The sequence below is a fragment of the Ectopseudomonas khazarica genome (assembly GCF_017915135.1).
Taxonomy (GTDB): Bacteria; Pseudomonadota; Gammaproteobacteria; order Pseudomonadales; family Pseudomonadaceae; genus Aquipseudomonas; species Aquipseudomonas khazarica.
Genome location: NZ_CP068551.1, coordinates 1,231,514 through 1,258,147, shown reverse-complemented (window position 1 = coordinate 1,258,147; position 26,634 = coordinate 1,231,514). Strand labels below are relative to the sequence as shown.

The following is a 26,634-nucleotide window of genomic DNA, read 5'->3' as shown; positions in this document are numbered from 1 at the left end:
CGCGGCCTCACTCGAACACGGTGTACAGATCGGAACTGCGACCGCCATCGACGTTGAGGCAGGCGCCGGTGACGTAGGAGGCTTCGTCCGAGGCCAGGAACAGAATCGCGTTGGCCAGTTCGACCGGCTTGCCGACGCGCTGCATCGGGATCAGCTTCTCGACGTTGGCGCGGGCCTTTTCGTTGTTGATCATGTCGGCCATGGCCGGCGTATCGACCGCCCCCGGAATCACCACGTTGCAGCGGATGCCGTAAGGCGCGCACTCGCTGGCCACCGCGCGGCTGAAGTTGTTCACCGCAGCCTTGGCAGCCGAGTAACCACTCATCCAGGCGGTGCCGAACTGGCCACAGATGGACGAGATATTGACGATACTGCCGCCACCACTTTGCTTCATCAGGCCCACGGCGGTGCGGGTGCCCCAGAAGGTGCCGTCGACCGTGGTGGTGAAGTTGGCGCGCCAGTTCTCGGTGGACATGCTGTCGACACCGCCCCAGGTGAAGCCCATGGCGTTGTTGACCAGGATGTCCAGGCGACCATGACGCTGCGCGGTGGCTTCGATGGCGCCCACACAGGCCTGCTCGTCGCTGACATCGGCAACCGCCACCTCGGCCTGGCCACCGGCCGCCCTGATCGTTCGCCAGACATCCTCCAGCGCATCCGGGCGACGGCCGCAGAGGACCACGAGCGCACCCTCCTCGGCGAAACGGATGGCGGTGGCCGCGCCGATGCCCGAGCTGGCACCGGTGATGAAGGCGATCTTGCCCCGCAGACGTTGCGTCATTGCGTGTTCTCCTGGATCAGATGAAGGACATGCCGCCGTTCACGGCGATGTTCTGCCCGGTGATGAAGCTGGCACCGTCGCTGGCGAGGAACACCGCCACACGCGCGATCTCGTCGGCTTCGCAGAGGCGTCCCAGCGGCACGGCCTTGAGCAGCTCGGCGACCATTTCGTCGGGGATGCTGGCCAGCATCTGGGTGTTGGTCGGCCCCGGTACCAGGGTGTTGACGCGGATGCCCTGAGCGGCCAGTTCACGCGCAATGCCTCGCGTCAGGCCCATGACGCCAGCCTTGGAGGCGCAGTAGTGGTTGGGCCCTTCGCCGTTCAGCGCAGAGGTGCTGGACATGTTGATGATGCAGCCGCCCTCGCCGGTCTTGAGGATCAGCCTGGCGCCCTCGCGGGCGCCGAAGAAGGTGCCGGTCAGGTTCACGCCGATGACCCGCTGCCAGCTCTCGTCCGGGGTTTCCAGGAAGCTGTCGAGGCTGCCGACGCCCGCGTTGTTGACCACGATGTGCAGGCCGCCGAACACGCGCTCGGCTTCACCGACGGCAGCCGTGACCGAGGCGCTGTCAGCGACGTTGCAGGCCACCGCCAGCACCTTGTCGCCGAACTCGGCCACGGCTTGCTGCAGGGTCTGCAGATCGATGTCGGCGGCCACCACGCGCGCACCTTCGGCAACGAAGCTGCGCACGATGGCCAGCCCCATGCCCTGCCCCGCCCCGGTGACGAACGCCACCTTGTTCTGCAGCTTCATGCTGTTCTCCTGCCTGCTGCTGAGTTCATGACGCGGGCCGCGAATGGCACGACCGGCTGGCCTGCATGATCGAGTGGCCACACGCCGGAGACATCGTCCGATGGGACTAAAGCGGCTCGCGACTCAGGCGTTGGCGGCAGCCAGGAACGCAGGGCGCTCACCGCCGCCATGCAGCAGCAGGTTGCAGCCACTGGCATAGCTGGCCAGCGGCGAGGCGATATAGACACAGGCCGCACCGATGTCCTCGGGGTTGGCCAGGCGCCCGGCCGGAATGGTGGCACTGACGGCGGCGATGCCAGCCTCGTCGCCATAGTGCTGGTGCGACTGCTCGGTGCGTACCAGGCCCGGGCTGACCGTGACCACGCGGACCTTCGGCGCCCACTCCACGGCCAGGGAACTCGCCAGCGACAGGATGCCGGCCTTGGCCGCACCGTAGACGGCAGTCAGCGGCGACGGGCGCAACGCGCTGATGCTGCCGATGAACAGGATCACGCCGCCCTCGGCCTGCTCCTGCATGATCGCGTTGGCCTGCTGCGCCACATTCAGCGGGGCGATCAGGTTCAGGCGGATGATGCTTTCGCTGAAGCGTGGCGAAACGCTGGCCGCCTCGGCAGGCGGGCTGCCACCGGCATTGTTGACGACCACGTCGAGGCGCCCGAAGTCGCCAAGCACCTGGGCGAACAGACGCTGCAGCGACGCCACCTCGCGCACATCAGCGACCACGAAGCGAGCACTGCGGCCGTCGACCTGCGGCAGCTGCTCCGGCGCACTGCGGCCACACACCACCACCTGCGCACCGGCGGCGAGAAAGCTGCGACTGATGCCCGCCCCGACCCCCTTGGCCCCGCCCGTGATCAGCACCACCTTGCCGTGATAATTCAGGCCCGTCCGAATATCCATGAGCAGCTCCCCTTGCGATCTGGCCTGACTCTAGGCGCTTGTCGGCACTGCCTCGTCGTCTGAACGGACGATGATCACCCCACCGCAACGGCGGCGCGCAGCCGGTTCTTGTCCACCTTGTTCGACGGATTGAGCGGTAGCGCGTCGAGAAAGTGCACGAAGCGCGGCACCTTGTAGTTGGCCATGCGCTCGCGGCTCCAGGCGATCAGTTCCGCTTCGTCCAGCTGCGCCCCGACGCGTCGCACCACACAGGCACAGCCGACCTCGCCCATCCGGGAGTCCGGCACACCGATCACCGCCACCTGGGCGATCGCCGGGTGTTCCAGCAAGCCGGCCTCGATCTCCGCCGGGTAGCAGTTGAAACCACCCACGATGAACATGTCCTTGAGCCGATCGGTGATGCGCAGGTTGCCGGCTTCGTCCAGGCTGCCGACGTCGCCGGTATGCAGCCAGCCCTCGTCATCGATGGCTTCGCAGGTCGCCTCGGGGTTCTGGAAGTAGCCCTGCATGACATGGAAGCCACGCAGGCAGATCTCCCCGCAGGCACCGGTCGCGACGGCACGGTTGCCGGCATCGCGAATGCTCACCTCGGTGCCGGCAATCGGCTGGCCGCTGGTGCCGGCGATGACCCGCGCATCGGCTTGCGGATCGCAGATGGTGGCCAGGCCACCGCACTCGGTCAGGCCATAGGCGGTGGTCACCACGCGAAAGCCCAGCTCCTCGCGCATGCGCTGGATCAGCACCTCCGGGATGGCTGAGGCACCGGTCACCGCCACCCGCAGCGATGACAGGTCCGTCTGCGTCAGCTGCGGATGCGCCAGCATCGACAGGTACAGGGTCGGCGGGCCGGGCAGCACGCTGATGCGCTCCTCGGCGATGCGCCGGAACACCGCCTCGGCATCGAATACCGGGTGCGGCAGGATGGTCGCGCCGGCCAGCAGGCAGGTCATCCAGCCGGCCTTGTAGCCAAAGGCGTGGAAGAACGGATTGACGATCAGATAACGGTCGCCCGGCACCAGCCCCAGCACCTTGCCGAACTCGCGAAAGGCCCGGGTGACCTGGCCGTGGGCACTCATCACGCCCTTGGGCTTGCCGGTGGTGCCGGAGGTGAACAACAGGTCGCTCAGGTGCTCGGGGGTCAGCGATTCGGCCCGTTGCCGGGCGATGCTTTCCTCGACGTGGCGCCCGCTGGCGAGAAACTCGCCCCAGCTCAGCGTGTCAGGCAGCGCCGGGGACTGGTCGCCGAAGACCACCTGGCACGCCAGCCCCTGCGGGCGACAGGGCGCCAGCAGCGCCGGGTAGTCGACACCGAGGAACTCACCCTGAACGAACAGGATGCGCGCGCCGCTGCGTTCGAGCACATCGGCCGCCTCCGGGCCCTTCATGCGGGTGTTGACCGGCACCAGCACCGCCCCCGCGCACTGGATGCCCAGCGCGGCGATGATCCACTGACGACCGTTCGGCGCCCACACGGCGACCCTGTCACCTGGCTCGATAGCGCAGGCGATCAGGGCCCGCGATACCTCCAGCACCTGGCCCGGCAGCTCGGCGTAGTCGATGACCCCGCCCTCGTCCTCGATGGCGGGTCGGCCGGCATGCACACGCGCAGCATCGAACAGCATGGCCGGAATCGAGCTGGCAGACGCCACCTCAGGCGCCGGCATCGTGATGGTCTGGGTCATTGCAACAGGCTCGGCTGACGAATCATTCAGGAAAGCGGATATGCAGCACATCGCTGGTCGGCACCGCCTGGCAGCAGAGGATCCAGCCCTCGGCCAGTTCGGTGGCGTCCAGCACATCGTTGACCAGCAACTGCGCACTGCCCTGTTCCAGGGTGCACATGCACGAGGCGCAGCCGCCGACGCGACAGGAACTGGGCGGCTTGAGGCCGGCACGCTCCATGGCCTGCAGCAGGGTTTCGCCGCGCTGGCAGTCCAGCTCGTGGTGCGCGCCGTCGAGCGCCACGCGCACCTGCGCGGCGACCACCGTGTCGATGCTGACCAAGGGCTGGCTCTCCCCCTCGCCGGGCAAGGAGACGAAGCGCTCGATGTGGATACGTCCCCTGGGCACGCGCAACAGCTGCAACGCATGGCTGGCGGCGTCCATGAACGGTCCGGGGCCACAGATGAAAGCCTCGGCATGGGCCAGCGGACGGGCCAGTTCGGCCAGTTGCTCGACCTGCGGGATACCCTGCAGCGAGTCCAGCCAATGCACCACCTGCAGACGCGACGGATGAGCGCTGGCCAGAGCCTTGAGCACATCCCGGAAGATCACCGAATCCTGATCGCGGTTGGCGTAGATCAGCAGAATGCGTCCCTGGCCGACCAGCAGCGCCGAGCGCAGGATCGACAGCAGGGGCGTGACGCCGCTGCCGCCGCCGAACAGCAGCAGATCGCCATTCAGGTCACGGGGCACGAAGACCCCACTCGGGGCCATCACCTGCAACTCGTCGCCGGCCTCGACCGCATCGCACAGCCAGTTCGAGGCGCGCCCGTCGACCACACGCTTGATGGTCACCCGCAACGGTTCGTCGGCCAGCGGTGTGCTCGAGAGCGAGTAGCAGCGCGGCAGCCAGCCATCGTCATGCGGCACGCGCAGGGTCAGAAACTGTCCGGGCTGATAGCGGAATTGCTCAGCCAGCTCGGCCGGTACATCGAATACCAGGGAACGGGCATCGGCCGTTTCCTCGATCACCTGCTTCACGCGCAGCACCCTGTAGTCACTCATGGATCGCCGCTCGCTCATCTCGTGCCTTCGCTCAGGCCCGCAGCAGCCATCCCCTGCCCCGGGTTCCATACCTGCTGCGCGGCCAGGTGGCGGGCGGCGATGTAGGCGAAGGTCATGGCCGGGCCCAGGGTACCGCCAGCCCCCGGATAGGTGGTGCCCATCACCGATGCCGAGGCGTTGCCGATGGCATACAGACCGGCAATCGGCTGACCGTTTTCATGCAGCACCTGGGCATGCTCGTTGGTGAGCAGCCCGCCCTTGGTCCCGATGTCGCCGGCATCGATGCGCATGGCATAGAACGGTGCCTTGCGCAGCGGCGCCAGGCAGGGGTTGGGCTTGACGTTGACGTCCCCGTAATAGCGATCGAAGACATTGCCGCCACGGCCGAAGTCGCGGTCGTTGCCGTCCTGGGCAAAGCCGTTGAGCCGCTCGACGCTGGCCTGCAGGACGCCCGCATCCATGCCGAGCCGGGCGGCCAGTTGCGCCAGCGTATCGGCCTTGTAGTAGAGGTTGTCGAGCCACTGCGCCGGGAGGCGGCTGTCCGGCATGATCTGCGCGGGCATCAACGGGCCCATGGCGTAGTGGAAGCGAAAATGTGCGTCGAAGATCACCCAGGCCGACAGCTGCTCGGGGCCCTTGCCTCGGTTGTTGCGGTACATGGCATCGACGAATTCCAGATAGGGCGCCGCCTCGTTGACGAAGCGCCGGCCCTGCTGGTTGACCACGATCGCGCCAGGAAACGCGCGCTCGACGAACAGCGGCCGCGCCTTCTCTTCGCCCGGCACGGAGATCGTCGGCGTCCACCAGCACCAGTCCATCAGGTCGGTCGCGGCCCCCTGCGCCTGCGCCGCCCGCAATGCGGTGCCGGTGTTGTTGCCCGGCGGCGTGGCACTCCACTCGCGGCGGCTCGGCTTCGGCAGATAGCGATCACGCAGAGCCTGGTTCTGTTCGAAGCCGCCACTGGCGAGGATCACCCCGAGTCGGGCGCCGATCAGCTGCTCCTGGCCGTCACGCATGAGCTTGACGCCGACGACGCGGCCGTCCTCGACCTGCAGGTCCTGAACGTCGCAGCCGAGCCACAGCGGCACGTCGCGATCCATCAGCGAGCGTCGCAGCGAGGCCACCAGCGAGCCGCCCAGCGCCGTACGCCGGTCCAGCTCGCTCTTGCGTCGCCACTTGAAGTCGAGCCTGTAGCGCAGCAGCAACCCCAGCACCATCAGACGCCAGCCGAAGCTGCGCGACATGGCCCTGTGCGCTTGCCGCGCGGTCCATGAGACCTTGCCCATCAGCAGGGTGGTGATCGAAGCCGGCCGCATGTTGTGGAATTCCTCTTCGAGCACGCTGGCATCGAAGATCTCCGGGTCCAGCGAGCGACCGCCGGGCAGCGAACCGGGTAGATGCGGGTAGTAATCGGGGTACTTCTCGGCCACGGCATAGCGCACGTGACTGCAGGCTTCCAGCTCACGCAGCATCTTCGGCGCCTGTTCCAGGTAGGTGCGCAGACGCTTATCGGCGACGCGCTCGCCTACTGCGGCCTTGAGGTAGGTCCAGGCCTTCTCCGGGCTGTCGTTACCGCCCTTGGCAGTGAAATGATGGTTGTTCGGAATCCAGATGCCGCCACCGGAAATGGCCGAGGTGCCGCCGAACTGCTGGCTCTTCTCCAGGACCAGCACGGAGAGCCCCTGATCGGCGGCGAACACCGCTGCCGTCATGGCCCCCGCCCCGGAACCCACGATGATGACGTCATAGCTGGTCTGTGGCTGTTCGTGAATGCTCATTGTTGTGATGCCTTGGCCGAAGGGAAACACCGGCAACCACGGCTGCCGTCTTGCCGCGGGCCTGGCGATCCAGGCCCGCGGCTCACACGAAGGGGTCCGGATTGGGCAGCCCCAGCTGCACCGCACCGTAGCTACGGCCATAGGCCATGTAGTTGTTGGCGATATGCCCGCGCGCCTGATGCAGGTCGCGGAAGATGCGCGCCACCGGATTGCTGTCGTAGAGCCCGGAGGCGGCCATGTTGCGCAGCAGCTCGCTGACCTTCTCGGCACAGATGTTGGTGACGTAGGAGGACTGATAGCGGTACTGCAGACGCATCTCGACATCCGGGTACTCGCCCGCCTCGGCCAGCGCCAGCAGTTGCGCGTAGTTGCGCATCAGCACCAGCTTGAGGCTGTCCACGGTGTTCAGCGCGTCGGCCACGGCGATCTGCGCCATCGGGTCCTCGGCGGTCCTGGCGCCATGCTTGCCGACATGCTGCGCGGCACTGGCGCAGTACTCGTTGATCGCCCCCTGCAACGCACCGATGGCCGCTGTGGACACCGCACGGGCGAAGACCTGGGCGAAGGGAATGGCGTAGATCGGGCTGGTGTTGAGGCGTCGCCCCGGCGTGGCCTCCAGGGTCGAGTTGTTGGTGCGCTGGACACGATGCGCCGGGACGAACACGTCCTCGACCACGATGTCGTGGCTGCCCGTGCCACGCAGGCCCAGTACCTCCCAGTTGTGCTCGATGCGGTAGTCGCTTCTGGGCAGCAGGAACGTACCGTGCTCGGCCGGCATGTCAGCGTCCGCCGGCAGGATGCCCCCCAGAAAGCACCAGCTGCAGTGCTCGCTGCCGCTGGAGAAGCCCCAGCGCCCGCTGATGCGATAGCCGCCCTCGACCGGCGTCACCTTCGCCACCGGCATGTAGGTCGAGGAAATCAGCGTGTCGCTACCCTGTTCCCACACGTCGCGCTGCGCCTCCACCGGAAAGCGGGCCAGCTGCCAGGGGTGCACGCCGATCACACCATAGATCCAGGCAGTGGACATGCAGCCTTCGGCAAGCGTCATCTGGATCTCGAAGAAGGTGCGCGGATCGACCTCGTAACCACCGAAGGCCTTGGGCTGCAGCACACGAAAGAGCCCCAGCGCCTGCATCTCCATCACGGTCTCGACCGGCACCTTGAAGTCACGCTCGGCCTTGGCCGCACGCGCCTTGAGCTTGGGCACGAGGCCGCGTGCACGATCGATCAGTTCGAGTTCCACAGGCGTCTTTTCTCGCATGCCAGTCATCCGTCGGCTCTCTCTTGGTAGGGCGCAGTTGCGCGGGCCTGGACAGATGATCGGCTGCCGCCGGGCGTTGCTCATCGTCAAAGTGGACTATTCGGGCGTTGCCCCGGGCCTTGGCGAAACTGCCACTAGTCCATTGAGACGATGTTGATGCCGTCAGCGCTCTCGATACTGCAATCATGAAACCCTGCTCAACGAGCCCGACATGACCGCACATCGATGCTTCGACCCCCAGGCCTTCCGCACGGCCCTGGGCACGTTCACGACCGGCGTGACCATCATCACCAGCTGTAGCGAAGAGGGCGAAGTGGTCGGCATCACCGCCAACAGCTTCAACTCGGTGTCCCTCAATCCGCCGATGGTGCTGTGGAGCCTGGCCAAGAGCGCGCGCAGCCTGCAGACCTTCAGCAAGGCCAGGCACTGGAACGTGCATGTGCTTTCCACCGAGCAGGAAGAGCTGTCCGGACGCTTCGCCCGCCAGGGTGAAGACAAGTTCGCCGGCGTCCGCCTGGATAACGGCCTCAGCAACGCCCCCCTGCTGCAGGACTGCACCGCGCGCTTCCAGTGCCGCACCGCCTTCCAGTACGAAGGCGGCGACCATGTGATCTTCGTCGGGGAGGTGCTCGCCTTCGATCACAGCGAGCGTGCCCCGCTGGCCTTCCAGCGTGGCCAGTACGCCCTGACCACGCGCAAGCCACGTGAAGAGCTGCGCCTGGGCTGCGAGCCACCACCGGAGTGCAGCTACACCGAGGACCTGCTCGGCTACCTGCTCGGCCGCTCGCACTATCAACTGCTGCACGCGCTGCGCCGTCAGCTGCAGTCACGACAGCTCGACGAGCATGCCTTCTTCGTGCTGTCGGTACTGTGCATCCGCGACGGCCTGAGCCTGGATGAGCTCAACGCCTTCGTCTCCTACACCGGCAAGCCCGTGCAGACCACGACGCTGCTGTTTCTCGAGCGCCAGGGGCTCATCGCGAGCGAACGCAAGGGCGACGAGACGCTGTACGTGCTGACGGCCAAGGGCCGGGAGTGCTCGCTGGAGGAAATAGCCCTGGCCAAGGCGGTCGAGGAGGACGTCTCCTCGCGCCTGGGCAGCGGCGATGTCGAGGCGCTGAAAGTACTGCTCAAGCGCCTGATCGCCAGCACCGACTGTGGCGTGCCCGATCTCTGGGGGCCTCGCTGAGGCCAGGGGCTTCACCGTCCATCGCGCATGCACCGCGCATCGAACCATCCGCTCGCCGATACAGACTTCCCCCGGAAAACCCGGATAATGGCGGCCATTTCGTTTCGCTCGCTGGTGCTGCCCCATGGAAATCAAGGTCAACTTTCTCGACAACCTTCGCCTCGAAGCCAAGTTCGATGACTTCACGGTGATCGCCGATCAGCCGATCCGCTACAAGGGCGACGGCTCGGCGCCGGGACCGTTCGACTACTTCCTCGCCTCCTCGGCGTTGTGCGCGGCCTATTTCGTCAAGCTGTACTGCCAAACGCGGGACATCCCCACCGAGCACATCCGCCTGTCGCAGAACAACATCGTCGACCCGGAGAACCGCTACGCGCAGATCTTCAAGATCCAGGTCGAACTGCCGGCCGACATTTCCGAGAAGGACCGCCAGGGCATCCTGCGCTCCATCGACCGCTGCACGGTGAAGAAGGTGGTGCAGCAGGGCCCCGAGTTCATCATCGAGGAAGTCGACAACCTCGACGCGGACGCCCAGGCGCTGCTGATGCCGCTGTCCGACAGCACGACCTACATTCCGGGCAAGGACCTGCCGCTGGAACAGACCATCGCCAACATGTCGGGCATCCTCGCCGACCTGGGGATGAAGATCGAGATCGCCTCCTGGCGCAACATCGTGCCCAACGTCTGGTCGCTGCATATCCGTGATGCGCAGTCGAACCTGTGCTTCACCAACGGCAAGGGCGCGAGCAAGGAGAGTGCCCTGGCGTCGGCGCTGGGCGAGTTCATCGAACGGCTCAACTGCAACTTCTTCTACAACGACCAGTTCTGGGGCGAAGACATCGCCAATGCCGCGTTCGTCCACTACCCCGACGAGCGCTGGTTCAAGCCGGGGCCGAAGGATGCACTGCCGGCCGAGATCCTCGACGAGCACTGCCTGGCCATCTACAACCCGGATGGCGAGCTGCGCGGCTCGCACCTGTTCGACACCAACTCGGGCAACAGCGCACGCGGCATCTGCTCGCTGCCCTTCGTGCGCCAGAGCGACGGCGAGACGGTGTACTTCCCGTCCAACCTGATCGAGAACCTGTACCTGTCCAACGGCATGAGCGCCGGCAACACCCTGGCCGAAGCGCAGGTGCAGTGCCTGTCGGAAATCTTCGAGCGCGCGGTCAAGCGCGAGATCCTGGAGAACGAACTGGCCCTGCCGGACGTGCCGCAGGAGGTGCTGGCCAAGTACCCGGGCATCGTCGCCGGCATCCAGGGCCTCGAAGAACAAGGCTTCCCGGTGCTGGTCAAGGACGCCTCCCTGGGCGGCGAGTTCCCGGTGATGTGCGTGACCCTGATGAACCCGCGCACCGGTGGCGTGTTCGCCTCCTTCGGCGCCCACCCGAGCCTGGAAGTGGCGCTGGAGCGCAGCCTCACCGAGCTGCTGCAGGGGCGCAGCTTCGAGGGGCTGAACGACCTGCCGCAGCCAACCTTCGACAGCCTGGCACTGACCGAACCGAACAACTTCGTCGAGCACTTCATCGACTCCAGCGGCGTGGTGTCCTGGCGCTTCTTCAGCGCCAGGAGCGACTTCGAGTTCGTCGAGTGGGACTTCTCCGGCGAAGGCTCGGAGTCCAACGAACAGGAAGCCGCCACCCTGTTCGGCATCCTCGAAGACCTGGGCAAGGAGGTCTACATGGCCACCTACGACGACCTCGGCGCCAACGCCTGTCGCATCCTGGTGCCGGGCTATTCGGAAATCTACCCGGTGGAAGACCTGGTCTGGGACAACACCAACAAGGCGCTGCTGTTCCGCAAGGACATCCTCAACCTGCATGCCCTGAGCGACCGTGAACTCAAGTCGCTGCTGCGCAACCTCAACAACAGCGAGGTCGACGACTACACCGACATCAGCACGCTGATCGGCATCGAGTTCGACGACAACACGGTCTGGGGCCAGCTGACCATTCTCGAACTGAAGCTGCTGATCAACCTGGCGATGAACAAGTACGACGATGCCAAGGAACTGGTGGAGATGTTCCTGCAATACAACGACAACACCGTCGAACGCGGGTTGTTCTACCAGGCCGTCAATGCCGTGCTGGAGATCCAGCTGGACGACGAACTGGAGCTGGCCGACTACGAGCACAACCTGCGCCGCATGTTCGGCAGCGAACGCATGGATGCGGTGATCGGCTCAGTGCAGGGCAGCGTGCGTTTCCATGGCCTGACCCCGACCAGCATGCAGCTCGAAGGGCTGGACAAGCACCTGCGCCTGATCGACAGCTACAAGAAGCTGCACGCCGCTCGCGCCAGGGCGGCCGGGCTGGCCGGCTGAACATGCGCGCCGAACGCGTCGCGGCGCTGATGCTGGCGGCCGGCTACAGCCGCCGCTTCGGCAGCGACAAACGTCGCCAGCTGCTCGCCGACGGCCGCTCGCTGCTCGCCGCCAGCCTCGCCCTGCCCTGCGCCCGGCTGGACGAGGTCTGGCTGGTGCTGCGCCCGGACGAAGCCGTGGCGCAGCTGGGCCTGTCCGATCGCGTCAGGCTGGTGCAGCACCCGAGCACGACCCAAGGCATGGGCCACAGCCTGGCGGCCGGCATCGCGCGACTGCAGGCCGAATCGTCCGCGCAGGCCGTGGCGATCTTTCTCGCCGACATGCCGCTGATCCGACGGGACAGCCTGGATGCCCTGCTGGCGCAGGCCAGCGCGAGCAGCATCGTGCAACCCAGCTATCGCGGCAGCCGCGGCCACCCGGTACTGATCGGCCGCGACTTCTGGCCACAGCTTGCCGCACTGAGCGGCGATGCCGGCGCACGCAGGGTGCTGCAGCGCAACGCCGAGGCCGTGCAGATCGTCGAACTGGACGACCCCGGCGTGCTGCAGGACGTCGATACCCGCGAAGACTGGCAACAGCTGCCGCCACCCTGAACCTTCAGTGCGCTTCCTTGCGGTACTCCGCGCCCAGCTCACGGGCCAGGGCAATGAAATTGACGACCTGCGGCGACTGGTGCAGCTCACGGCAGACCAGGGTGATCGGCGCGACCAGACGAGGCCTGGCATCACGAATCGAGCGATACGCCACGCTGTGCTCGTGAAAACCGCGCATCGACGCAGGCACCACTGACACGCCGGCGCCGGCGGCCACCAGGCTGACATTGGTCAGCATGCGCTCCACCTCGAACGCCACCTGCGGCTCGAACCCGGCACTGCGGCACGCCTGCAGGAAATTGGCGTACATCCCCGGCGCACCGGGACGACGCACCAGGATCAATGGCTCGTCGACGAGGTCCTTGAGCGACACGGCGCCAGCACGCTCAAGCAACCGATGTCCGACCGGCAGGACGAGCACCAGCTCCTCGTTGAGCAGGCGGTGGTAGCTGACGCCCTCCGGGCTGGCCACGGGAGCGCGCAGGATGCCGACATCCACCCGCTCGCTCAGCACGTTGTCGGTCAGCAGTTTCGCGCTGCCCTCGTTCAGCGCAATGTCCACCCCTGGATAGCGTTCGCGATAACGCCGGATGATCCTCGGGATCAATGGATGCGACGCAGCGGAGCTGGTGAACCCCAGCCTCAGGCTGCCTTCGATGCCCTGCGCGGCCCGCGCAGCCTTGAGTCCACCCTGCTGGACCCGCTGGAGGATGTCCCGTGCTTCCTTCAGGAAGACCTCGCCGCCCACCGTCAGATCGACACCCTTGGCATGGCGGATGAACAGCTCGAATCCCAGCTCAGCCTCCAACGCACGGATCTGCTGGCTCAGCGGCGGTTGCTGCATGTTCAGGCGCGTAGCCGCGCGGGTAAAGTGACGCTCCTCGGCAACCATGACGAAGTAGCGCAGGTGACGAAGCTCCATGAGATGACTCACCGTGAGACAGAGTGGACAGCAGGGCCGAACGATACCGAATCGCGCGACCGATGGGGTAGGATGAGGCCTCTGCTGGAGCGATCACAGCAGACACCCATAACGATAAAAACAGAGTGTCATGATTCACCGACTTGCCCGTTCCGCTATTGCTCAGCTGCTGATGGCCGTCCTGCTCGGCGGTATTCTCGGTGTCTGCGATCCAGCTCTGGCAATCCAGATGAAACCGCTCAGCGAGCTGTTTCTTGGCATCATTGCCTGGGTGACGCCGCCGGTGATGTTCATCCTGCTCTGTTCCAGCGTCGCCAGGCTCGTCGGCCACCCTGGCAGCGCGACACTGGCATTGAAGACCTTGGGCTACTGGCAGCTGATGTCCATGCTGTCACTGAGCTGCGGCATCCTGTTGGCGCTGCTGTTGCAGCCTGGCAGCGGTGGCGTCTCCCTGTCACCCACAGCGGTGGACAGCCAAACCGGTACGGACGTGATTGCGCAGCTACCCGCCCTGGTGCTGCAGACGCTCGAGCAGAGTCTGATTCTCAAGGTGCTGCTTGCCGCGCTGGTCTGCGGCTACCTGCTGGGGCTCTCGGGCCGAGCGGGTACGCCACTGCAGCGATACCTGGATCAGGGCGTCTCGCTGATCTTCGGACTGATGCGAGGCATCGTGCGCTTCGCCCCACTGGCCGCCTTCGCGGCCATCGCCTTCACCATCGGCAAGTACGGCATGACAGCCGCCATTCCGCTGTTGAAGTTCATCGCTACCCTGTACCTGGCCAGCCTCCTGTATGTCGCTCTGGTAATGGGCCTGGCGCTGCGCCTGCTCGGGTTGCGCCTGTGGCGCCTGATCCTCCACGTCAAAGAAGAACTGCTGCTGGTCGCCGCCACCGGTTCATCGGTAGCGGCTCTGCCGAAGCTGCTCGAGAAACTCGAAACGGCTGGGTGCAGCAGCCATGTCGCACGCCTGCTGCTGACCGGCGGCTACAGCTTCAACCTCAACGGTTCGAATCTCTACCTGAGCGTGGCCATGATGTTCCTCGCACAGATGGCAGGAACCGATCTCAGCGCTCAGCAGCTCCTGCTGCTCCTGTTCGTCAGTCTGTTCACCTCGTTGGGAGCGACCAGCGTCGCCGGCTCGGCTTTCGTCATCCTGACCGCCACACTGAGCGCTCTGCAGTTCGCCCCGCTGGAGCTGCTGGGTGTCCTGATTGGCGTCGAACGCCTGATGAAGTGCCGCTCGCTGACCAATGTCCTGGGCAACTGCGTGGCCTGTCTGTTCATCAGCAAATGCCACGGTGCGCTGAATGTCGAGCAGGCTCGGTGCGTAATCGGCCGGCACCGCCAGCAGCGAAGCGCCCTGACGCTGAACGAGAAGTGACGCCCTGCCGCGCGGACTATTCGCTTGCCTGCTGCAGCCGATAGCGCAGCCTGAGCCGACCTGGACCTCCGGCACTGCGTGCAGCATGGCGCCGCAGCAGTTCGGCCCCGGCCCCCTGGCCGACCAGGTCGACAACCTGCAGATCGGCAAGAGCTGGATGATCTGCGAGATAGCGCAACAGACCGTCGACAACCGATAAAGCGCGTACGCCTCTGCGGGCATATCCGGAGCGCGCTCCCCTGGCCCAGTCGTCCGTCTGCCAGGCCGGCATGTCGGAGCGTACCCTGGGGTCGCCAGGTTCAAGAAAGACAGGCGCCATCAGCAGTGTCTCATCGCCCAGGAACGACTCCCCGTCGGGCGCCGGGCCGAACAGGATGACCGCCCGGCTCAGACCCACTGGCAGGTTGTAGAGATCTGCATTGGCGCCTACCAGGATGGTGAAGCTGACCCCATCGCCACGCAGCCGCATGAACTGCGTCGACAGCTTGCTCCTGGGCTCCACCGGGGCGCTCCCCGAGCACCACAAGGCGCCGCTACCGAGCATCGATAGCAGCGCCGCCAGCCGGAGCAGGTGACGCCTGCGCACGGACCGAGACGATCAGCGCGCGAGGCGGTCGAACGCCTTGTCCAGACGCTGCTCCGCATCGACCAGTCGCTGGCGATGCTCGCTCATCCAGCCCTGATCGCTCTTCAGGGTCTTCTGCGCCGCCGCGAGCATGCGCTTGACCTCGGCAGGTTGCGGCCCCCCCGTGCCCCTGCGGGTCTCCACCATGGTGCGTGGCGACAGCGCGGCACGGAACTCGGACTCACTCAGCGGCAACCGCTGCTCCTGCCACTTGTACTTCTGCGCCGCCTTGCTGAACAGCGCCTGCGCATCCGCGTAGGGAAAGGTCTTCGGCAGCAAGCCTTCCTTGCGCGCCTGCCCGACGATCATGGAGGCGAAGCTGTGTCCTATGCGAAACGGCACCTTGTGCTCACGCTCGAGAGTGTCGGCCAGTTCCATCGACGTGGTCCAATCGTTGTCCAGTTCTTCCAGGGCGCGCTCGGGGTTGATCACCAGGGCATCGAGTACCGAATCCAGACGCTTGAACATCTGCGTGGCCGACTCGAACAGGCCGAGCTCGTCGAACGCGATCTTGTAGTCGGTCATGCCGGTCGTGACATTGTGCGCACGGATCGACGTGGCGCCGGCCAGTCCGACGACGTTGGACGCCGACTCGCGGGTGCGCATCAACAGGCCCGGGTTGCGCTTCTGCGGCATGGCGCTGCTGGTATAGGTTGCCCCCTCCTCGAGCAGCAACCAGGGGCGGGTCTGGTGGTACTGGGTATGAATGTCACCGATCAGCGCGCCCACGCGAATCGCTGACGAGGACGCGATACCGGCAGCCTCCAGCGGGATGTCGAAGGTCGATACCTGGCTGGAGTCCAGCGAGTTTTCGCGTACGCCATCGAAACCGAGCAGGCTCGCCAGGCGCTCTCGATTGAGCGGCCAGCCCGAGTTGGCCAGGACTGCGGTGCCCATCGGGCTGAGGTTGAGACGCCCGTAGAGTTCGTGAATGCGCTGGGCGTCACGCTGGAATGCCGCTTCGAACGCCAGTAGATAGTGCGCGTAGCTGATCGGCATGGCCTGCACACCATTGGTATAGGCAGGAATCAGCGTGTCGACATTGTCGCCGGCGATTCTCAGCAGGCGTTCGCGCACGCTGTTGAGTCCGTCGCTGAAATCCAGCACCTGGGCGCGCAGCACCGCCAGGCGATAGGTCGCGTACATGTCCTGCCGACTGCGCCCGGAATGGATCAGCGATGCCTCGGGACCGATCTTGTCGATCATGATCTTCTCGACCTGCAACACATCGCTGGGGCGCTTGCCATCGGCCTGCCCAGCCTGATCGATGACATGCTGCACGCCACCGGCAATACGCTTGCCCTGCGGGGCACTGACGATGCCTTCCTCGGTGAGCATGACGATGGAGGCCTTGTTGATGCGGTTCATCCAGGCGAACTGGCTTTCGTAGGCACCGCCTTTCAGCGCACGTTTGTCGGTACTCGCGCCGATCCTGGCGGCCTGCTCGGCACACTCGGCAGTGGTGTTGCAGGGGACGTCGGCGGTATTGGCGGCCTGGAGGCTGAGCGGCAGGAACAACGCGGCGCTGATGGCCAGGTGCAACAGGGTCTTGTGGGTCTTCATGCATGAATCCTCGCGAATGCACCGGGCCGCAGCGGGCCCGGTATCTGGCAGAAAAGGGATCAGAACAGCGGCAGGGTGTAGCTGAAGATCAGGCGGTTCTGATCGATGTCGTTACCGCCGTTGCTGCGATAGGTACCGTTCCGCCATTTGACGCCGAAGTTCTTCAGCGGGCCGTTCTGCACGACATAGGCAATGTCGGTGTTGCGCTCCCACTCCTTGCCCTCACGACCGCCGGCGCGTTCGAAGTTGTCGCCGCTGATGTAGCGGGTCATGAAGGTCAGGCCCGGCAGCCCCAGCGCGGCGAAGTCGTAGTCGTAACGCACCTGCCAGGAGCGCTCCTCGGGGCTGGCAAAATCCGCCGAGATCATCACGTAGTTGACCAGGAAGGAGTTGGTGCCTTCGATATGCGGAAAGCCCGTATCGCCACTCATCTTCTGATACGCCACACCGAACGAGTGGCTGTTGAGGTTGTAGGTGAACCTGGCACCGACGGCCGTGTTGTCGACGTTGCTGTTGCCATCATGGGTGGAGCGGGCATAGCGAATGTCACTGTCGAACGAATGCCCGTCCCTGATGGGCAGGTGATGACGCAGGCTGACGATGTGTTGCTTGTAGTTCTGCTCCAGGTGCCCGTAGTTGTAGGCGGTATTCAGCTGCTTGGACCACTTGTAGCTGGCCCCTGCGAAATTGAATTCGTCGCTGGCCTGGCCACCTCGGATGCCCTTGCCGGCGACCAGCATGTCATCACTGGCACTGGAGTTGCGCAGGCTGTTCTGCGTCAGTTGGCCAACGTCCAGCGTCAGCCCGTCGATTTCTCGGGATTGCAGCTGTGCGCCCCGGAAGGTCTGCGGCAGCAGACGAGAATCACTGGGCAGGACCGTCGGCAGTTTCGGGATCAAGGTACCGACATGCAGCGTGCTCTTGGAGATGCGCGCCTTGGCGGTAAAACCCAACTGGCTGTAATCATCGGGGGCCTTGTCGTCGCCCACCGGCAGCAGGCCGGTACCCTGGCGATCAGGACCGGAGTCGAGCTTCAGGCCAAGCAGGCCCAGCGCATCGACACCGAAGCCTATCGGCCCCTCGGTGAAGCCGGACTGATAGTTGAGCAGAAACCCTTGTGTCCACTCGTCCCGCTTGGACTGGCTGGCGCCGTCCTGGCGAAAGTCATGGTTCATGTAGAAGTTGCGTAACTCGACGGAGGCCTTGCTGTCTTCGAAGAAGGCGGCGCTGGCGACGATGGGAAAGGCAAGGGAGCTGCCCACTGCGAGGAGTGCGGGCAGGCGCGAGGTAGGTCGTATCATTTTCATGCCTCGATTCATTGTTTTTGTTAGCGACCAGGCAACTGGCAAGAGGATGCTAAAGACAACGAATAGAGATTAAAAATATATAAATAGTCTCGACCTGATACTTACAAAATATGCACAACCCCCTCCCCCATCTCAGTCCAAGCGAGCGGTCGTCATCAGCACCTCGCTCAACGCCTGCGCCGCGCTGGACAACTGATGCCCGGCCAGGTGCAACAGACCCACACGGCGCGAGACCTGCGGCTCGCTGAGCGGCAGGCAGCGGGCGCCCAGGTCTTCCATCTGCTGGCGACACAGCTGCGGCACCGCGCTGACGCCCAGGCCTTCGGCGACCATGCGTCCGACCGTCACCAGCTGGTGGCTCTCGAACGCCACCGGCAGCTTGCCATGCCGGGCGATCACGCTGTCTTCCAGCAGCAGGCGGACTGCCGAGGGCCGCTGCAGGGTGATGAAGGGCTGCTCCAGCAACTGCGCCCAGGTCAGCGCGGACTGCCCGGCCAGTTCACTGCCGGCCGGCACCACGGCGACGAAGCGGTCGTCGTACAGTGCGGTGAACTGCAGGCCGTCGAGGGTCGCCGGCTCGAAGGCGATACCCAGTTCGACACGGCCATCGCGCACCATCTCCATCACCTGCTCGTTGATCACGTCATGCACCGCCACGTTGACCCGCGGATAGGCATCGCGGAACGCGCGCAACGCCGCCGGCAGGCGGTTGCCGGCGAACGACGGCATGGCCGCCACCGCCACCTTGCCCATCTGCAGGGTGAAGTGCTGGCGCAGCAGGTCCTCGGCGTTGTCCCAGTCGGCCAGCAGGCGCACGGCGATCGGCAGCAAGGTCTCGCCTTCGGGGGTCAGCGCCACGCTGCGGGTGGTGCGTACCAGCAACTGGCCGCCCAGGGACTGCTCCAGGTTCTTGATCGCCAGGCTCAGCGCCGGCTGCGACAGGTGCAGGCGCTCGCAGGCCTGGGCGAAGCTCAGGCTCTGCGCCACGGCGAGAAAGGCGCGTAGCTGCTTGACGGTCATTGATTTATTTACCGGATCAATCAAGAGGAAAAACAAACTTAACAAATAAGCCCGCAGCGATGAAGCTTGGACACAGCCTGGCAGTGCTCCTGCCCCACAACAACAAGAGGCAGCCTCGAATGAGCGGACTCGACAAACGCGTCGGCAGCTATGAAGAAGCCCTGCACGGCCTGCAGGACGGCATGACCGTACTGGCCGGCGGCTTCGGCCTGTGCGGCATCCCCGAGAACCTGATCGCGGAGATCCGTCGCCGTGGCGTGCGCGACCTCACCGTGGTCTCCAACAACTGCGGTGTCGACGGCTTCGGTCTCGGCGTGCTGCTGGAAGACCGGCAGATCCGCAAGATGATCGCCTCCTACGTCGGCGAGAACGCCCTGTTCGAACAGCAGCTGCTCAGCGGCGAGCTGGAAGTCGAACTCACCCCGCAAGGCACCCTGGCCGAGAAGCTGCGCGCCGGTGGCGCCGGCATTCCTGCCTTCTTCACCGCCACGGGTTACGGCACGCCGGTCGCCGAGGGCAAGGAAGCGCGCGAGATCGACGGCCGTCACTACATCCTCGAACCGGCCATCACCGGCGACTTCGCCATCGTCAAGGGCTGGAAGGCCGACCATTTCGGCAACGTGGTCTACCGCCACACCGCGCAGAACTTCAACCCGGTGGTCGCCAGTGCCGGCCGCATCACCGTGGTCGAGGTGGAAGAGATCGTGGAACCCGGCGAACTCGACCCGACGCAGATTCACACCCCCGGCATCTACGTCGACCGGCTGATCTGCGGCACCTTCGAGAAACGTATCGAAAAACGCACCCTGCGCAGCTAGCAGGTTGCTGAACAACGTCAGCGAGACAGCCGAGACAAGGCAGGAACAGGCAGGCAAGCGCAGTTCACGCGCAGTGAATCAGCACCTTGAGCCCGTTTTCAACGCCGTCGGCCACGCAGGCAGTTCTTCAGCAGCCGCCAAGAGGATAAGAGCATGGCACTAACCCGTGAACAAATGGCCCAGCGCGTCGCCCGCGAGCTGCAGGATGGTTTCTACGTCAACCTGGGCATCGGCATTCCCACCCTGGTGGCCAACTACGTGCCCGAGGGCATGCAGGTGATGCTGCAATCGGAAAACGGTCTGCTCGGCATGGGCGCCTTTCCGAGCGAGGACGAAGTCGACGCCGACATGATCAATGCCGGCAAGCAGACGGTCACCGCCGTCAAGGGCGCGGCGATCTTCGACTCGGCGCAATCCTTCGCCATGATCCGTGGCGGCCACGTCGACCTGACCGTGCTCGGCGCCTTCGAGGTGGACGTGCGCGGCAACATCGCCTCATGGATGATCCCCGGCAAGCTGGTCAAGGGCATGGGCGGCGCCATGGACCTGGTGGCCGGTGCCGACAACATCATCGTCACCATGACCCACGCCTCCAAGGACGGCGAGTCCAAGCTGCTGGAACACTGCAGCCTGCCGCTGACCGGTTGCGGCTGCATCCGCAAGGTGCTGACCGACCTGGCCTACCTGGAGATCGAGGACAACGCGTTCGTCCTGCGCGAGCGAGCCCCGGGGGTCAGCGTCGAGGAAATCGTCGCCAAGACCGCCGGCAAGCTGATCGTCCCCGAACACGTGCCGGAAATGAGCTTCTAAGTTGTCTACCGTTCCGTAGGCGCCACCACGCACGGCGTCTACGGAACGTTTTTCTACATGGCGGGAGGCACTTCAGCGGCGAGCCTGTCTCGTCGCGGCTCAGCCCCTCCCACGCTACGCGGCCCATCAGCCGAGAGGAGTCACCCCATGCAAGACGTCGTCATCGTCGCCGCCACCCGTACCGCCATCGGCAGTTTCCAGGGCAGCCTGGCCGAAGTCCCCGCCCCCGAGCTCGGTGCCATCGTCATCAGGCGCCTGCTGGAGCAGACCGGCCTCGACGCCGCCCAGGTCGATGAAGTGATCCTCGGCCAGGTGCTCACCGCAGGTTCCGGGCAGAACCCCGCACGCCAGGCTGCGATCCGCGCCGGCCTGCCGCACGCCGTGCCGGCGATGACCCTGAACAAGGTCTGCGGCTCGGGCCTGAAAGCCCTGCACCTGGCGACCCAGGCCATCCGCTGCGGCGACGCCGAGGTGGTGATCGCCGGCGGCATGGAGAACATGAGCCTGTCGCCCTACGTATTGCCCAAGGCCCGTACCGGCCTGCGCATGGGCCATGCGCAGATGCTCGACAGCATGATCGTCGACGGTCTGTGGGACGCCTTCAACGACTACCACATGGGTATCACTGCCGAGAACCTGGTGGAGAAATACGCTATCAGCCGTGAAGCCCAGGATGCCTTCGCCGCCGCCTCGCAACAGAAAGCCGTGGCCGCCATCGAAGCCGGTCGTTTCGATGCCGAGATCACCCCGGTGCTGATCCCGCAGCGCAAGGGCGACCCGCTCGCCTTCGCCCGTGACGAGCAGCCACGCGCCGGGACCACCGCCGACAGCCTGGCCAAGCTCAAGCCCGCCTTCAAGAAGGACGGCAGCGTCACCGCCGGCAATGCCTCCAGCCTCAACGACGGTGCCGCTGCGGTGCTGCTGATGAGCGCCGCCAAGGCGCAGACACTGGGGCTGCCGGTGCTGGCGAAGATCGCCGGCTACGCCAACGCCGGCGTCGATCCGGCGATCATGGGTATCGCCCCGGTATCCGCCACTCGCCGCTGCCTGGACAAGGCCGGCTGGAGCCTGGCCGACCTGGACCTGATCGAAGCCAACGAAGCGTTCGCTGCACAGGCGCTGGCGGTGGGCCAGGAGCTGGGCTGGGATGCCGACAAGGTCAACGTCAATGGCGGCGCCATCGCCCTTGGCCACCCCATCGGTGCTTCGGGTTGCCGCGTGCTGGTCAGCCTGCTGCACGAGATGATCCGCCGCGACGCCAGGAAAGGCCTGGCCACCCTGTGTATCGGTGGCGGTCAGGGCGTGGCGCTGGCCATCGAGCGCTGACCCGCAGGGTGGATCACACCCTGCAGACTGCAACAGCGTGGCCCGGATGCGATCCGGGGAGGACCTCCCGGCCTGCATCCGGGCTACGTCAAACAGCTCGGCCTCGTGCCGGGCTTTGTCATATCCACTGCAACGCCCAGGCGAAGCCAACCCCAGAGTGCCTGGTCAAAGCCCCAGAACATGTTCGAAGCCTCGCGAGCGGGAGGCATGCAAGGCAAAACAGGCGAAGAAGCGGAGTTTACGAGCAGTAGATGAGCATTCTGAGCAGGTTCTAAGCCCGCAGGCCCGACGCGCAGCAGGTTTTCAACAGGCTCTTACACAACCATAAGAAAGAGGCGTCCCCCATGTTCAACACCCTCACTCGCATGAGCGTGAGCCTGGTACAGAAGTACCTGCCCTCACCTTTCGTGTTCTCCGCATTGCTCACCCTGGGCGTGCTGCTGGCCGGCATCTTCTCTACCGGCCAGTCGCTGCCGGCCATGGTGCAACACTGGAGCGGCGGCTTCTGGACCCTGCTCGGCTTCGCCATGCAGATGGCCCTGATCTTCGTCACCGGCCACGCCCTGGCCAGCGCCCCGATCATCAACCGCCAGCTCGACCGTCTGGCCGGCGTCGCCCGCACACCAGGACAGGCAATCGTCATGGTCACCCTGGTGGCGCTGCTCGGCTGCTGGGTCAACTGGGGTTTCGGCCTGGTGATCGGCGCCGTGTTCGCCCGCGCCCTGGCGCGCAAGGTGGATGGCGTCGACTACCCGCTGCTGGTGGCCTCGGCCTACTCGGGCTTCCTGGTCTGGCACGGCGGCCTGGCCGGTTCGATCCCGCTGTCGATGGCCACGGGTGGACCGGACCTGGCGCGGATCACCGCCGGCATCCTGACCGAGCCGGTGAGCATCGCCGAGACCCTGTTCAGCCCGCTGAACCTGACCATCGTCGCCCTGCTGGTGATCGGCCTGCCGCTGCTCAACCGCGCCATGCACCCGCGCCAGGGGGCCAAGGTGGCCGACCCGGCCAAGCTGGTGGAATCCCGTGCCGAACTGCCGGCGCGTGAAACCCCGGCACAGCGCCTGGACGACAGCCGCATTCTCGGCCTGGCCCTGGTGGCCATGGCGGGCATCTACCTGTTCAACCACTTCGCCAACAAGGGCTTCGTCCTCGGCCTGGACGTGGTGATCGCGATCTTCCTGTTCTGCGGCCTGCTGATGCACGGCACCCCGGAGCGCTACATGCGCGCCGTGGATGAGAGCGTGCGCGGCATCGGCGGCATCGTCCTGCTGTTCCCCTTCTACGCCGGGATCATGGGCATGATGATGGGTGCCAATGCCGACGGTATCTCCCTTGGCCGGCAGATCACCGAGACCTTCATCTCCTGGTCGTCGGCCGACACCTTCCCGCTGCTGGCCTTCCTCAGCGCGGGCGTGGTCAACGTGTTCGTGCCGTCCGGCGGTGGCCAATGGGCCGTGCAGGGACCGATCATGCTGCCGGCCGCCCAGGCCCTGGGCGTATCCCCGACCGTGACCGCCATGGCGATCGCCTGGGGCGATGCCTGGACCAACATGATCCAGCCGTTCTGGGCCCTGCCGCTGCTCGGCATCGTCGGCCTCGGCGCCCGTGACATCATGGGCTACTGCCTGATCATGCTGCTGTACTCCGGCGTGGTGATCTGCGGCGCCTTCTACTTCATCGGCTGAGCCTTCAGCCTGGTTCCGGCTCGCGATCGGCGCTCCCCGACACCTCGCGAGCTGGAGCATTGCGAGCCTGCTTCTAGCGCAGCAGGCTGTGCCGAACTCAATCGCCCATCAGCCCCTGCGCCTTGGCCATCGCCACGGCCTGCGTGCGTCGTTGCACGCCGAGCTTGACGTTGATCCGCCGGGCATGGGTCTTGACCGTGTGCAGCGAGATGAACAGGCGATCGGCGATCTCCTGGTTCGACAGCCCCTGGGCGATCAGCTGCAGCACCGCCAGCTCGCGCGAGCTGAGCAGCGCGGTTCCGGCACTGGCCGGCTCATCGACCGCGGGTGCCGGCTCGAACAGGCGCTGATACAGGCTGCTGCCCGCCTCCCCCGGCAACACCCGCTCCAGCCATTGCGCCTGACGCTGCTGCAGTTCCTGCAACGGCCGTAGCAGACGCAGCTGCCGCGCCTCATCGATCGCGACCCGCAGCAGGGCCTCGGCCGCACTCTCCTGCTGCTGGTGCAGCAGGCACTCCACCAGGGCGATCCGGCACTCGCAGGCCAGGCTGCGGTGGCCGGACAGCTGGCATTCGTCGAGCAGCAGGCGCAGCGCATGCTCGGCGGCGGCCCGATGGCCGAGCAACAGGTCGCTGACCGCCAGGTGCAGACGCAGGCGCGGCAGCAGATCGTAGAAACCCGAGGGCGCCAACTGCTGGCGTTGCTGCAGCTGCTGCAAGGTCTGGGTGAACACCTCGCGTGCCCTGCCGACCTGGTCCTGGCGCAACAGCAGGCGGCCACTCTGCAACAGCAGCACGCCGCGATAGCGCACCTCGGGCACATGCGACCACTGCATGGCCCGCTCGGCCTTCTGCAACCACTGGTAGGCCTCTTCCAGGTCGCCGCGCGACTCGGCCAGCTCCAGCAAGCCCAGATAACCGGAAATGGTGTAGGCGTCCCCGCAATACTCGGCCTCCTGCAGCCCGTGGCGGTAGGCGAGCTGTGCGGCCTCCTCGAGGCCCTGGCGCGCCAGCAGGCTGGCCCGCAACAGCAGCAGACGCCCGACCACCGGGCTGTGACTGAAACCGTCACGCAGCAGCGCCAGCGACTGCTCGGCCAGCTCCGCGGCGCGCCCGGCCTCGCCCTGCATTTCCAGCAGCAGGCAGTGATCGGTGTTGAGCAGTGCCTCGTAGATCAGGCTGCCATGCAGCCGCGCCAGGCGCAGGCCTTCGTCCAGTGCCTGCTGCGCCTGGTCCAGGGCATTCTCCGCAAGATACTGCTGGGCCAGCGCCTGGTAGCACAGGATGCGCTGCGACCAGCCGCTCTCGTCCAGCGCCTGCAACGCCTCCAGGCAGTGCTGGCGGGCGTCGCGGCGGCCGCACTGGCGCGCCAGCACGCCACTGAGGGCCTGCCACTGGGCCAGCAGCTTGCGCTGGCGCCGGGCATCGGGCTGCGGCAGGAAATGCGTCAGCGCCTGGGTACACTCAGCGGCCTCGTCGAAGCGTGCGCAGATGATCAGCGCCCAGGCCTGCAGCACGATCAGCCGCGGCGAACTGGCGAACAACCAGGCAGGCAGCTCCTCACGCCACTGCAGGAACTGCGCGACCGAGTGCCCCTGCAGCAGCTGCTCCTGGCTGAAGCGCTGCAGGTAATTGACCGCCACTTCGATCTGCCCGGCCTGCAGCGCGTGCTCGACCGCCTCGCGAATGTCGCCATGCTGGGCGAACCACTGGCAGGCCCGCACGTGTACCGAGGCCGACAGCGGTGCGCCCGGCAACTGCCGCAGTACCTGCGCCAGCGGGTGCCAGAGGCGAAACCAGCTGCCGCTGCTGTCCAGGCTACGCAGGAACAGCTGGCGCCGCTGCAACCCGTGCAGCAGGTCGCTGCCGCGCCCCTCCAGCAGGTGTTCGCAGAGCGAGGCGGAGAAGCGCGGCAACAGTGCCAGGGCGTGCAGGTCACCGAGCAGCTCCCCGTCCAGCTCGGCGAGCACCTCGCGCTGCACGTAGTCGCGCAGCAGCGGACACCCCGACTGCAGGCGCTGGCGGAGCGCTGCTTCATCGGCATCGAGCAGCAGCAGACGAATCGCCGCCAGCCAGCCTTCGCTGAACTGCAGCAGGGCCTGGCGCAGATCGTCGGGCAGTGGCAACTGCAGGGTCGCCAGCAACTCGTCCAGGGCTTCGCCATCCAGCGCCAGATCCTCGCCCTGCAGCTCGAGCAGGTCACCCTGCAACAGCAGGCGCGGCAGGTTCCAGCCCGGGGTACGGCGGCACGCGACCCACCAGGTCACCTGCGCGGGCGCGGCGGCGAACAGCCGGTCGAGGCAGGCATCGAGTTCGCCATCCTCGGCGCGCGGGTAATCGTCGATGAATATCCACAGGCGGCCGCTGCGCTGGTGCAACAGTTCGAGCAACGCGGCTTCGCTGTGCTCGTCGGCCGCCAACGGCTGCTGCAGGGCCGCAGCCAGGCGCTTGCACAATTGCGCGGCGCTCAGTGCACGGCCGCCCAGGTCGAGCCAGAACGGTTCGATCGTGGCGGGTGTCATGCGCGCGCACTGGCCGAGCAACACGCTCTTGCCCGCACCAGCCGGGGCGCACAGCAGGCGCAGGCGCGATTCACTGGCCAGCAGGCGTTGCACCAGGGCGGGACGAGGCACCACGCAAGGTGGCAGCCGGGGCAGGTCGACAGGTCGCGCCTGCAGCGCACCCTGACGGGCGATGGCGAGGGTAGGCATGGCAGCGGTTCTCTCTGTTGTCATTGTTGAACCACTCGCAGATGGTACCCCGCCCATCTGCCTTGGCCACCCCATGACGCTTATGGGGCGAGATTCACGCAACCGTGGCCCGATGCAAAAAAGCCGGTGTCACGGGCAGTGACACCGGCTCGCTCAAGGCA

General features: G+C 65.8%; 21 protein-coding genes. 8 read left to right on the top strand and 13 right to left on the bottom strand.

Annotated features, from left to right (window positions below; genetic code table 11):
• Nucleotides 1-7 precede the first annotated feature (7 nt).
• The 7 genes from JLK41_RS05770 to JLK41_RS05740 form a co-directional block, all read right to left on the bottom strand.
• Entirely contained in the window at nucleotides 8-781 is a 774-nt protein-coding gene (locus tag JLK41_RS05770; protein WP_150608374.1) for an SDR family NAD(P)-dependent oxidoreductase, read from the bottom strand.
• 16 nt (nucleotides 782-797) lie between these two features.
• On the bottom strand, nucleotides 798-1,532 hold the full coding sequence (locus JLK41_RS05765) for an SDR family NAD(P)-dependent oxidoreductase (protein WP_210390545.1): 735 nt from the start codon (nucleotides 1,530-1,532) through the stop codon (nucleotides 798-800).
• 123 nt (nucleotides 1,533-1,655) lie between these two features.
• Nucleotides 1,656-2,432, bottom strand: coding sequence for an SDR family oxidoreductase (locus JLK41_RS05760; protein WP_210390544.1), 777 nt, complete (start codon nucleotides 2,430-2,432; stop codon nucleotides 1,656-1,658).
• 74 nt (nucleotides 2,433-2,506) lie between these two features.
• Entirely contained in the window at nucleotides 2,507-4,054 is a 1,548-nt protein-coding gene (locus JLK41_RS05755) for a FadD3 family acyl-CoA ligase (RefSeq protein ID WP_425321856.1), read from the bottom strand.
• Between the two features lie 82 nt (nucleotides 4,055-4,136).
• The gene (locus JLK41_RS05750) at nucleotides 4,137-5,159 is read right to left on the bottom strand and encodes a ferredoxin--NADP reductase (RefSeq protein WP_210390542.1); all 1,023 of its coding nucleotides are present in this window, start codon (nucleotides 5,157-5,159) and stop codon (nucleotides 4,137-4,139) included.
• 14 nt (nucleotides 5,160-5,173) lie between these two features.
• The gene (locus JLK41_RS05745; protein WP_210390541.1) at nucleotides 5,174-6,937 is read right to left on the bottom strand and encodes an FAD-dependent oxidoreductase; all 1,764 of its coding nucleotides are present in this window, start codon (nucleotides 6,935-6,937) and stop codon (nucleotides 5,174-5,176) included.
• Between the two features lie 82 nt (nucleotides 6,938-7,019).
• On the bottom strand, nucleotides 7,020-8,207 hold the full coding sequence (locus JLK41_RS05740) for an acyl-CoA dehydrogenase family protein (protein WP_210390540.1): 1,188 nt from the start codon (nucleotides 8,205-8,207) through the stop codon (nucleotides 7,020-7,022).
• A 202-nt stretch (nucleotides 8,208-8,409) separates the two neighbouring features.
• On the opposite strand from JLK41_RS05740, the gene JLK41_RS05735 reads away from it, so the two are divergent.
• The 3 genes from JLK41_RS05735 (at nucleotide 8,410) to JLK41_RS05725 (ending at nucleotide 12,303) form a co-directional block, all read left to right on the top strand.
• Complete coding sequence (locus JLK41_RS05735) at nucleotides 8,410-9,387, top strand: flavin reductase (RefSeq protein WP_210390539.1); 978 nt, start codon at nucleotides 8,410-8,412, stop codon at nucleotides 9,385-9,387.
• A gap of 124 nt (nucleotides 9,388-9,511) precedes the next feature.
• A complete protein-coding gene (locus tag JLK41_RS05730; protein ID WP_210390538.1) occupies nucleotides 9,512-11,710 on the top strand; it encodes an OsmC domain/YcaO domain-containing protein in 2,199 nt (732 codons plus the stop codon).
• A 2-nt stretch (nucleotides 11,711-11,712) separates the two neighbouring features.
• Nucleotides 11,713-12,303 (top strand): nucleotidyltransferase family protein, encoded by a 591-nt coding sequence (locus tag JLK41_RS05725; protein ID WP_210390537.1) that lies wholly within the window; start codon nucleotides 11,713-11,715, stop codon nucleotides 12,301-12,303.
• 4 nt (nucleotides 12,304-12,307) lie between these two features.
• On the opposite strand, the gene JLK41_RS05720 is transcribed toward JLK41_RS05725, so the two are convergent.
• A complete protein-coding gene (locus JLK41_RS05720; RefSeq protein ID WP_037047036.1) occupies nucleotides 12,308-13,225 on the bottom strand; it encodes a LysR family transcriptional regulator in 918 nt (305 codons plus the stop codon).
• Between the two features lie 130 nt (nucleotides 13,226-13,355).
• Between JLK41_RS05720 and JLK41_RS05715 the strand changes: the two genes are divergently transcribed.
• Nucleotides 13,356-14,606 (top strand): cation:dicarboxylate symporter family transporter, encoded by a 1,251-nt coding sequence (locus tag JLK41_RS05715; protein ID WP_210390536.1) that lies wholly within the window; start codon nucleotides 13,356-13,358, stop codon nucleotides 14,604-14,606.
• A 16-nt stretch (nucleotides 14,607-14,622) separates the two neighbouring features.
• Here the strand turns inward: JLK41_RS05715 and JLK41_RS05710 are convergent, their stop codons facing one another.
• From JLK41_RS05710 to JLK41_RS05695, 4 genes are all read right to left on the bottom strand, one after another.
• Entirely contained in the window at nucleotides 14,623-15,108 is a 486-nt protein-coding gene (locus JLK41_RS05710) for a hypothetical protein (protein WP_210390535.1), read from the bottom strand.
• A 96-nt stretch (nucleotides 15,109-15,204) separates the two neighbouring features.
• Nucleotides 15,205-16,794, bottom strand: coding sequence for an argininosuccinate lyase (locus JLK41_RS05705; RefSeq protein WP_210390534.1), 1,590 nt, complete (start codon nucleotides 16,792-16,794; stop codon nucleotides 15,205-15,207).
• Between the two features lie 59 nt (nucleotides 16,795-16,853).
• On the bottom strand, nucleotides 16,854-18,095 hold the full coding sequence (locus JLK41_RS05700) for an OprD family porin (protein ID WP_210391195.1): 1,242 nt from the start codon (nucleotides 18,093-18,095) through the stop codon (nucleotides 16,854-16,856).
• Nucleotides 18,096-18,233: 138 nt separating this feature from the next.
• Nucleotides 18,234-19,121 (bottom strand): LysR family transcriptional regulator, encoded by an 888-nt coding sequence (locus tag JLK41_RS05695; protein WP_037047027.1) that lies wholly within the window; start codon nucleotides 19,119-19,121, stop codon nucleotides 18,234-18,236.
• Between the two features lie 119 nt (nucleotides 19,122-19,240).
• Here JLK41_RS05695 and JLK41_RS05690 point away from each other — a divergent pair, with 119 nt between their 5' ends.
• The 4 genes from JLK41_RS05690 (at nucleotide 19,241) to JLK41_RS05675 (ending at nucleotide 23,763) form a co-directional block, all read left to right on the top strand.
• Entirely contained in the window at nucleotides 19,241-19,939 is a 699-nt protein-coding gene (locus JLK41_RS05690; protein ID WP_037047024.1) for a CoA transferase subunit A, read from the top strand.
• A gap of 153 nt (nucleotides 19,940-20,092) precedes the next feature.
• Nucleotides 20,093-20,749 carry a CoA transferase subunit B gene (locus JLK41_RS05685; protein ID WP_037047022.1) on the top strand — a complete coding sequence of 219 codons (657 nt, stop codon included), beginning with the start codon at nucleotides 20,093-20,095 and terminating at the stop codon, nucleotides 20,747-20,749.
• Nucleotides 20,750-20,896: 147 nt separating this feature from the next.
• The gene (locus JLK41_RS05680) at nucleotides 20,897-22,075 is read left to right on the top strand and encodes an acetyl-CoA C-acetyltransferase (RefSeq protein ID WP_037047020.1); all 1,179 of its coding nucleotides are present in this window, start codon (nucleotides 20,897-20,899) and stop codon (nucleotides 22,073-22,075) included.
• Between the two features lie 344 nt (nucleotides 22,076-22,419).
• Entirely contained in the window at nucleotides 22,420-23,763 is a 1,344-nt protein-coding gene (locus JLK41_RS05675; RefSeq protein WP_037047010.1) for a short-chain fatty acid transporter, read from the top strand.
• A 97-nt stretch (nucleotides 23,764-23,860) separates the two neighbouring features.
• Here the strand turns inward: JLK41_RS05675 and JLK41_RS05670 are convergent, their stop codons facing one another.
• Nucleotides 23,861-26,473, bottom strand: coding sequence for a LuxR C-terminal-related transcriptional regulator (locus tag JLK41_RS05670; protein ID WP_210390533.1), 2,613 nt, complete (start codon nucleotides 26,471-26,473; stop codon nucleotides 23,861-23,863).
• Nucleotides 26,474-26,634 lie beyond the last annotated feature (161 nt).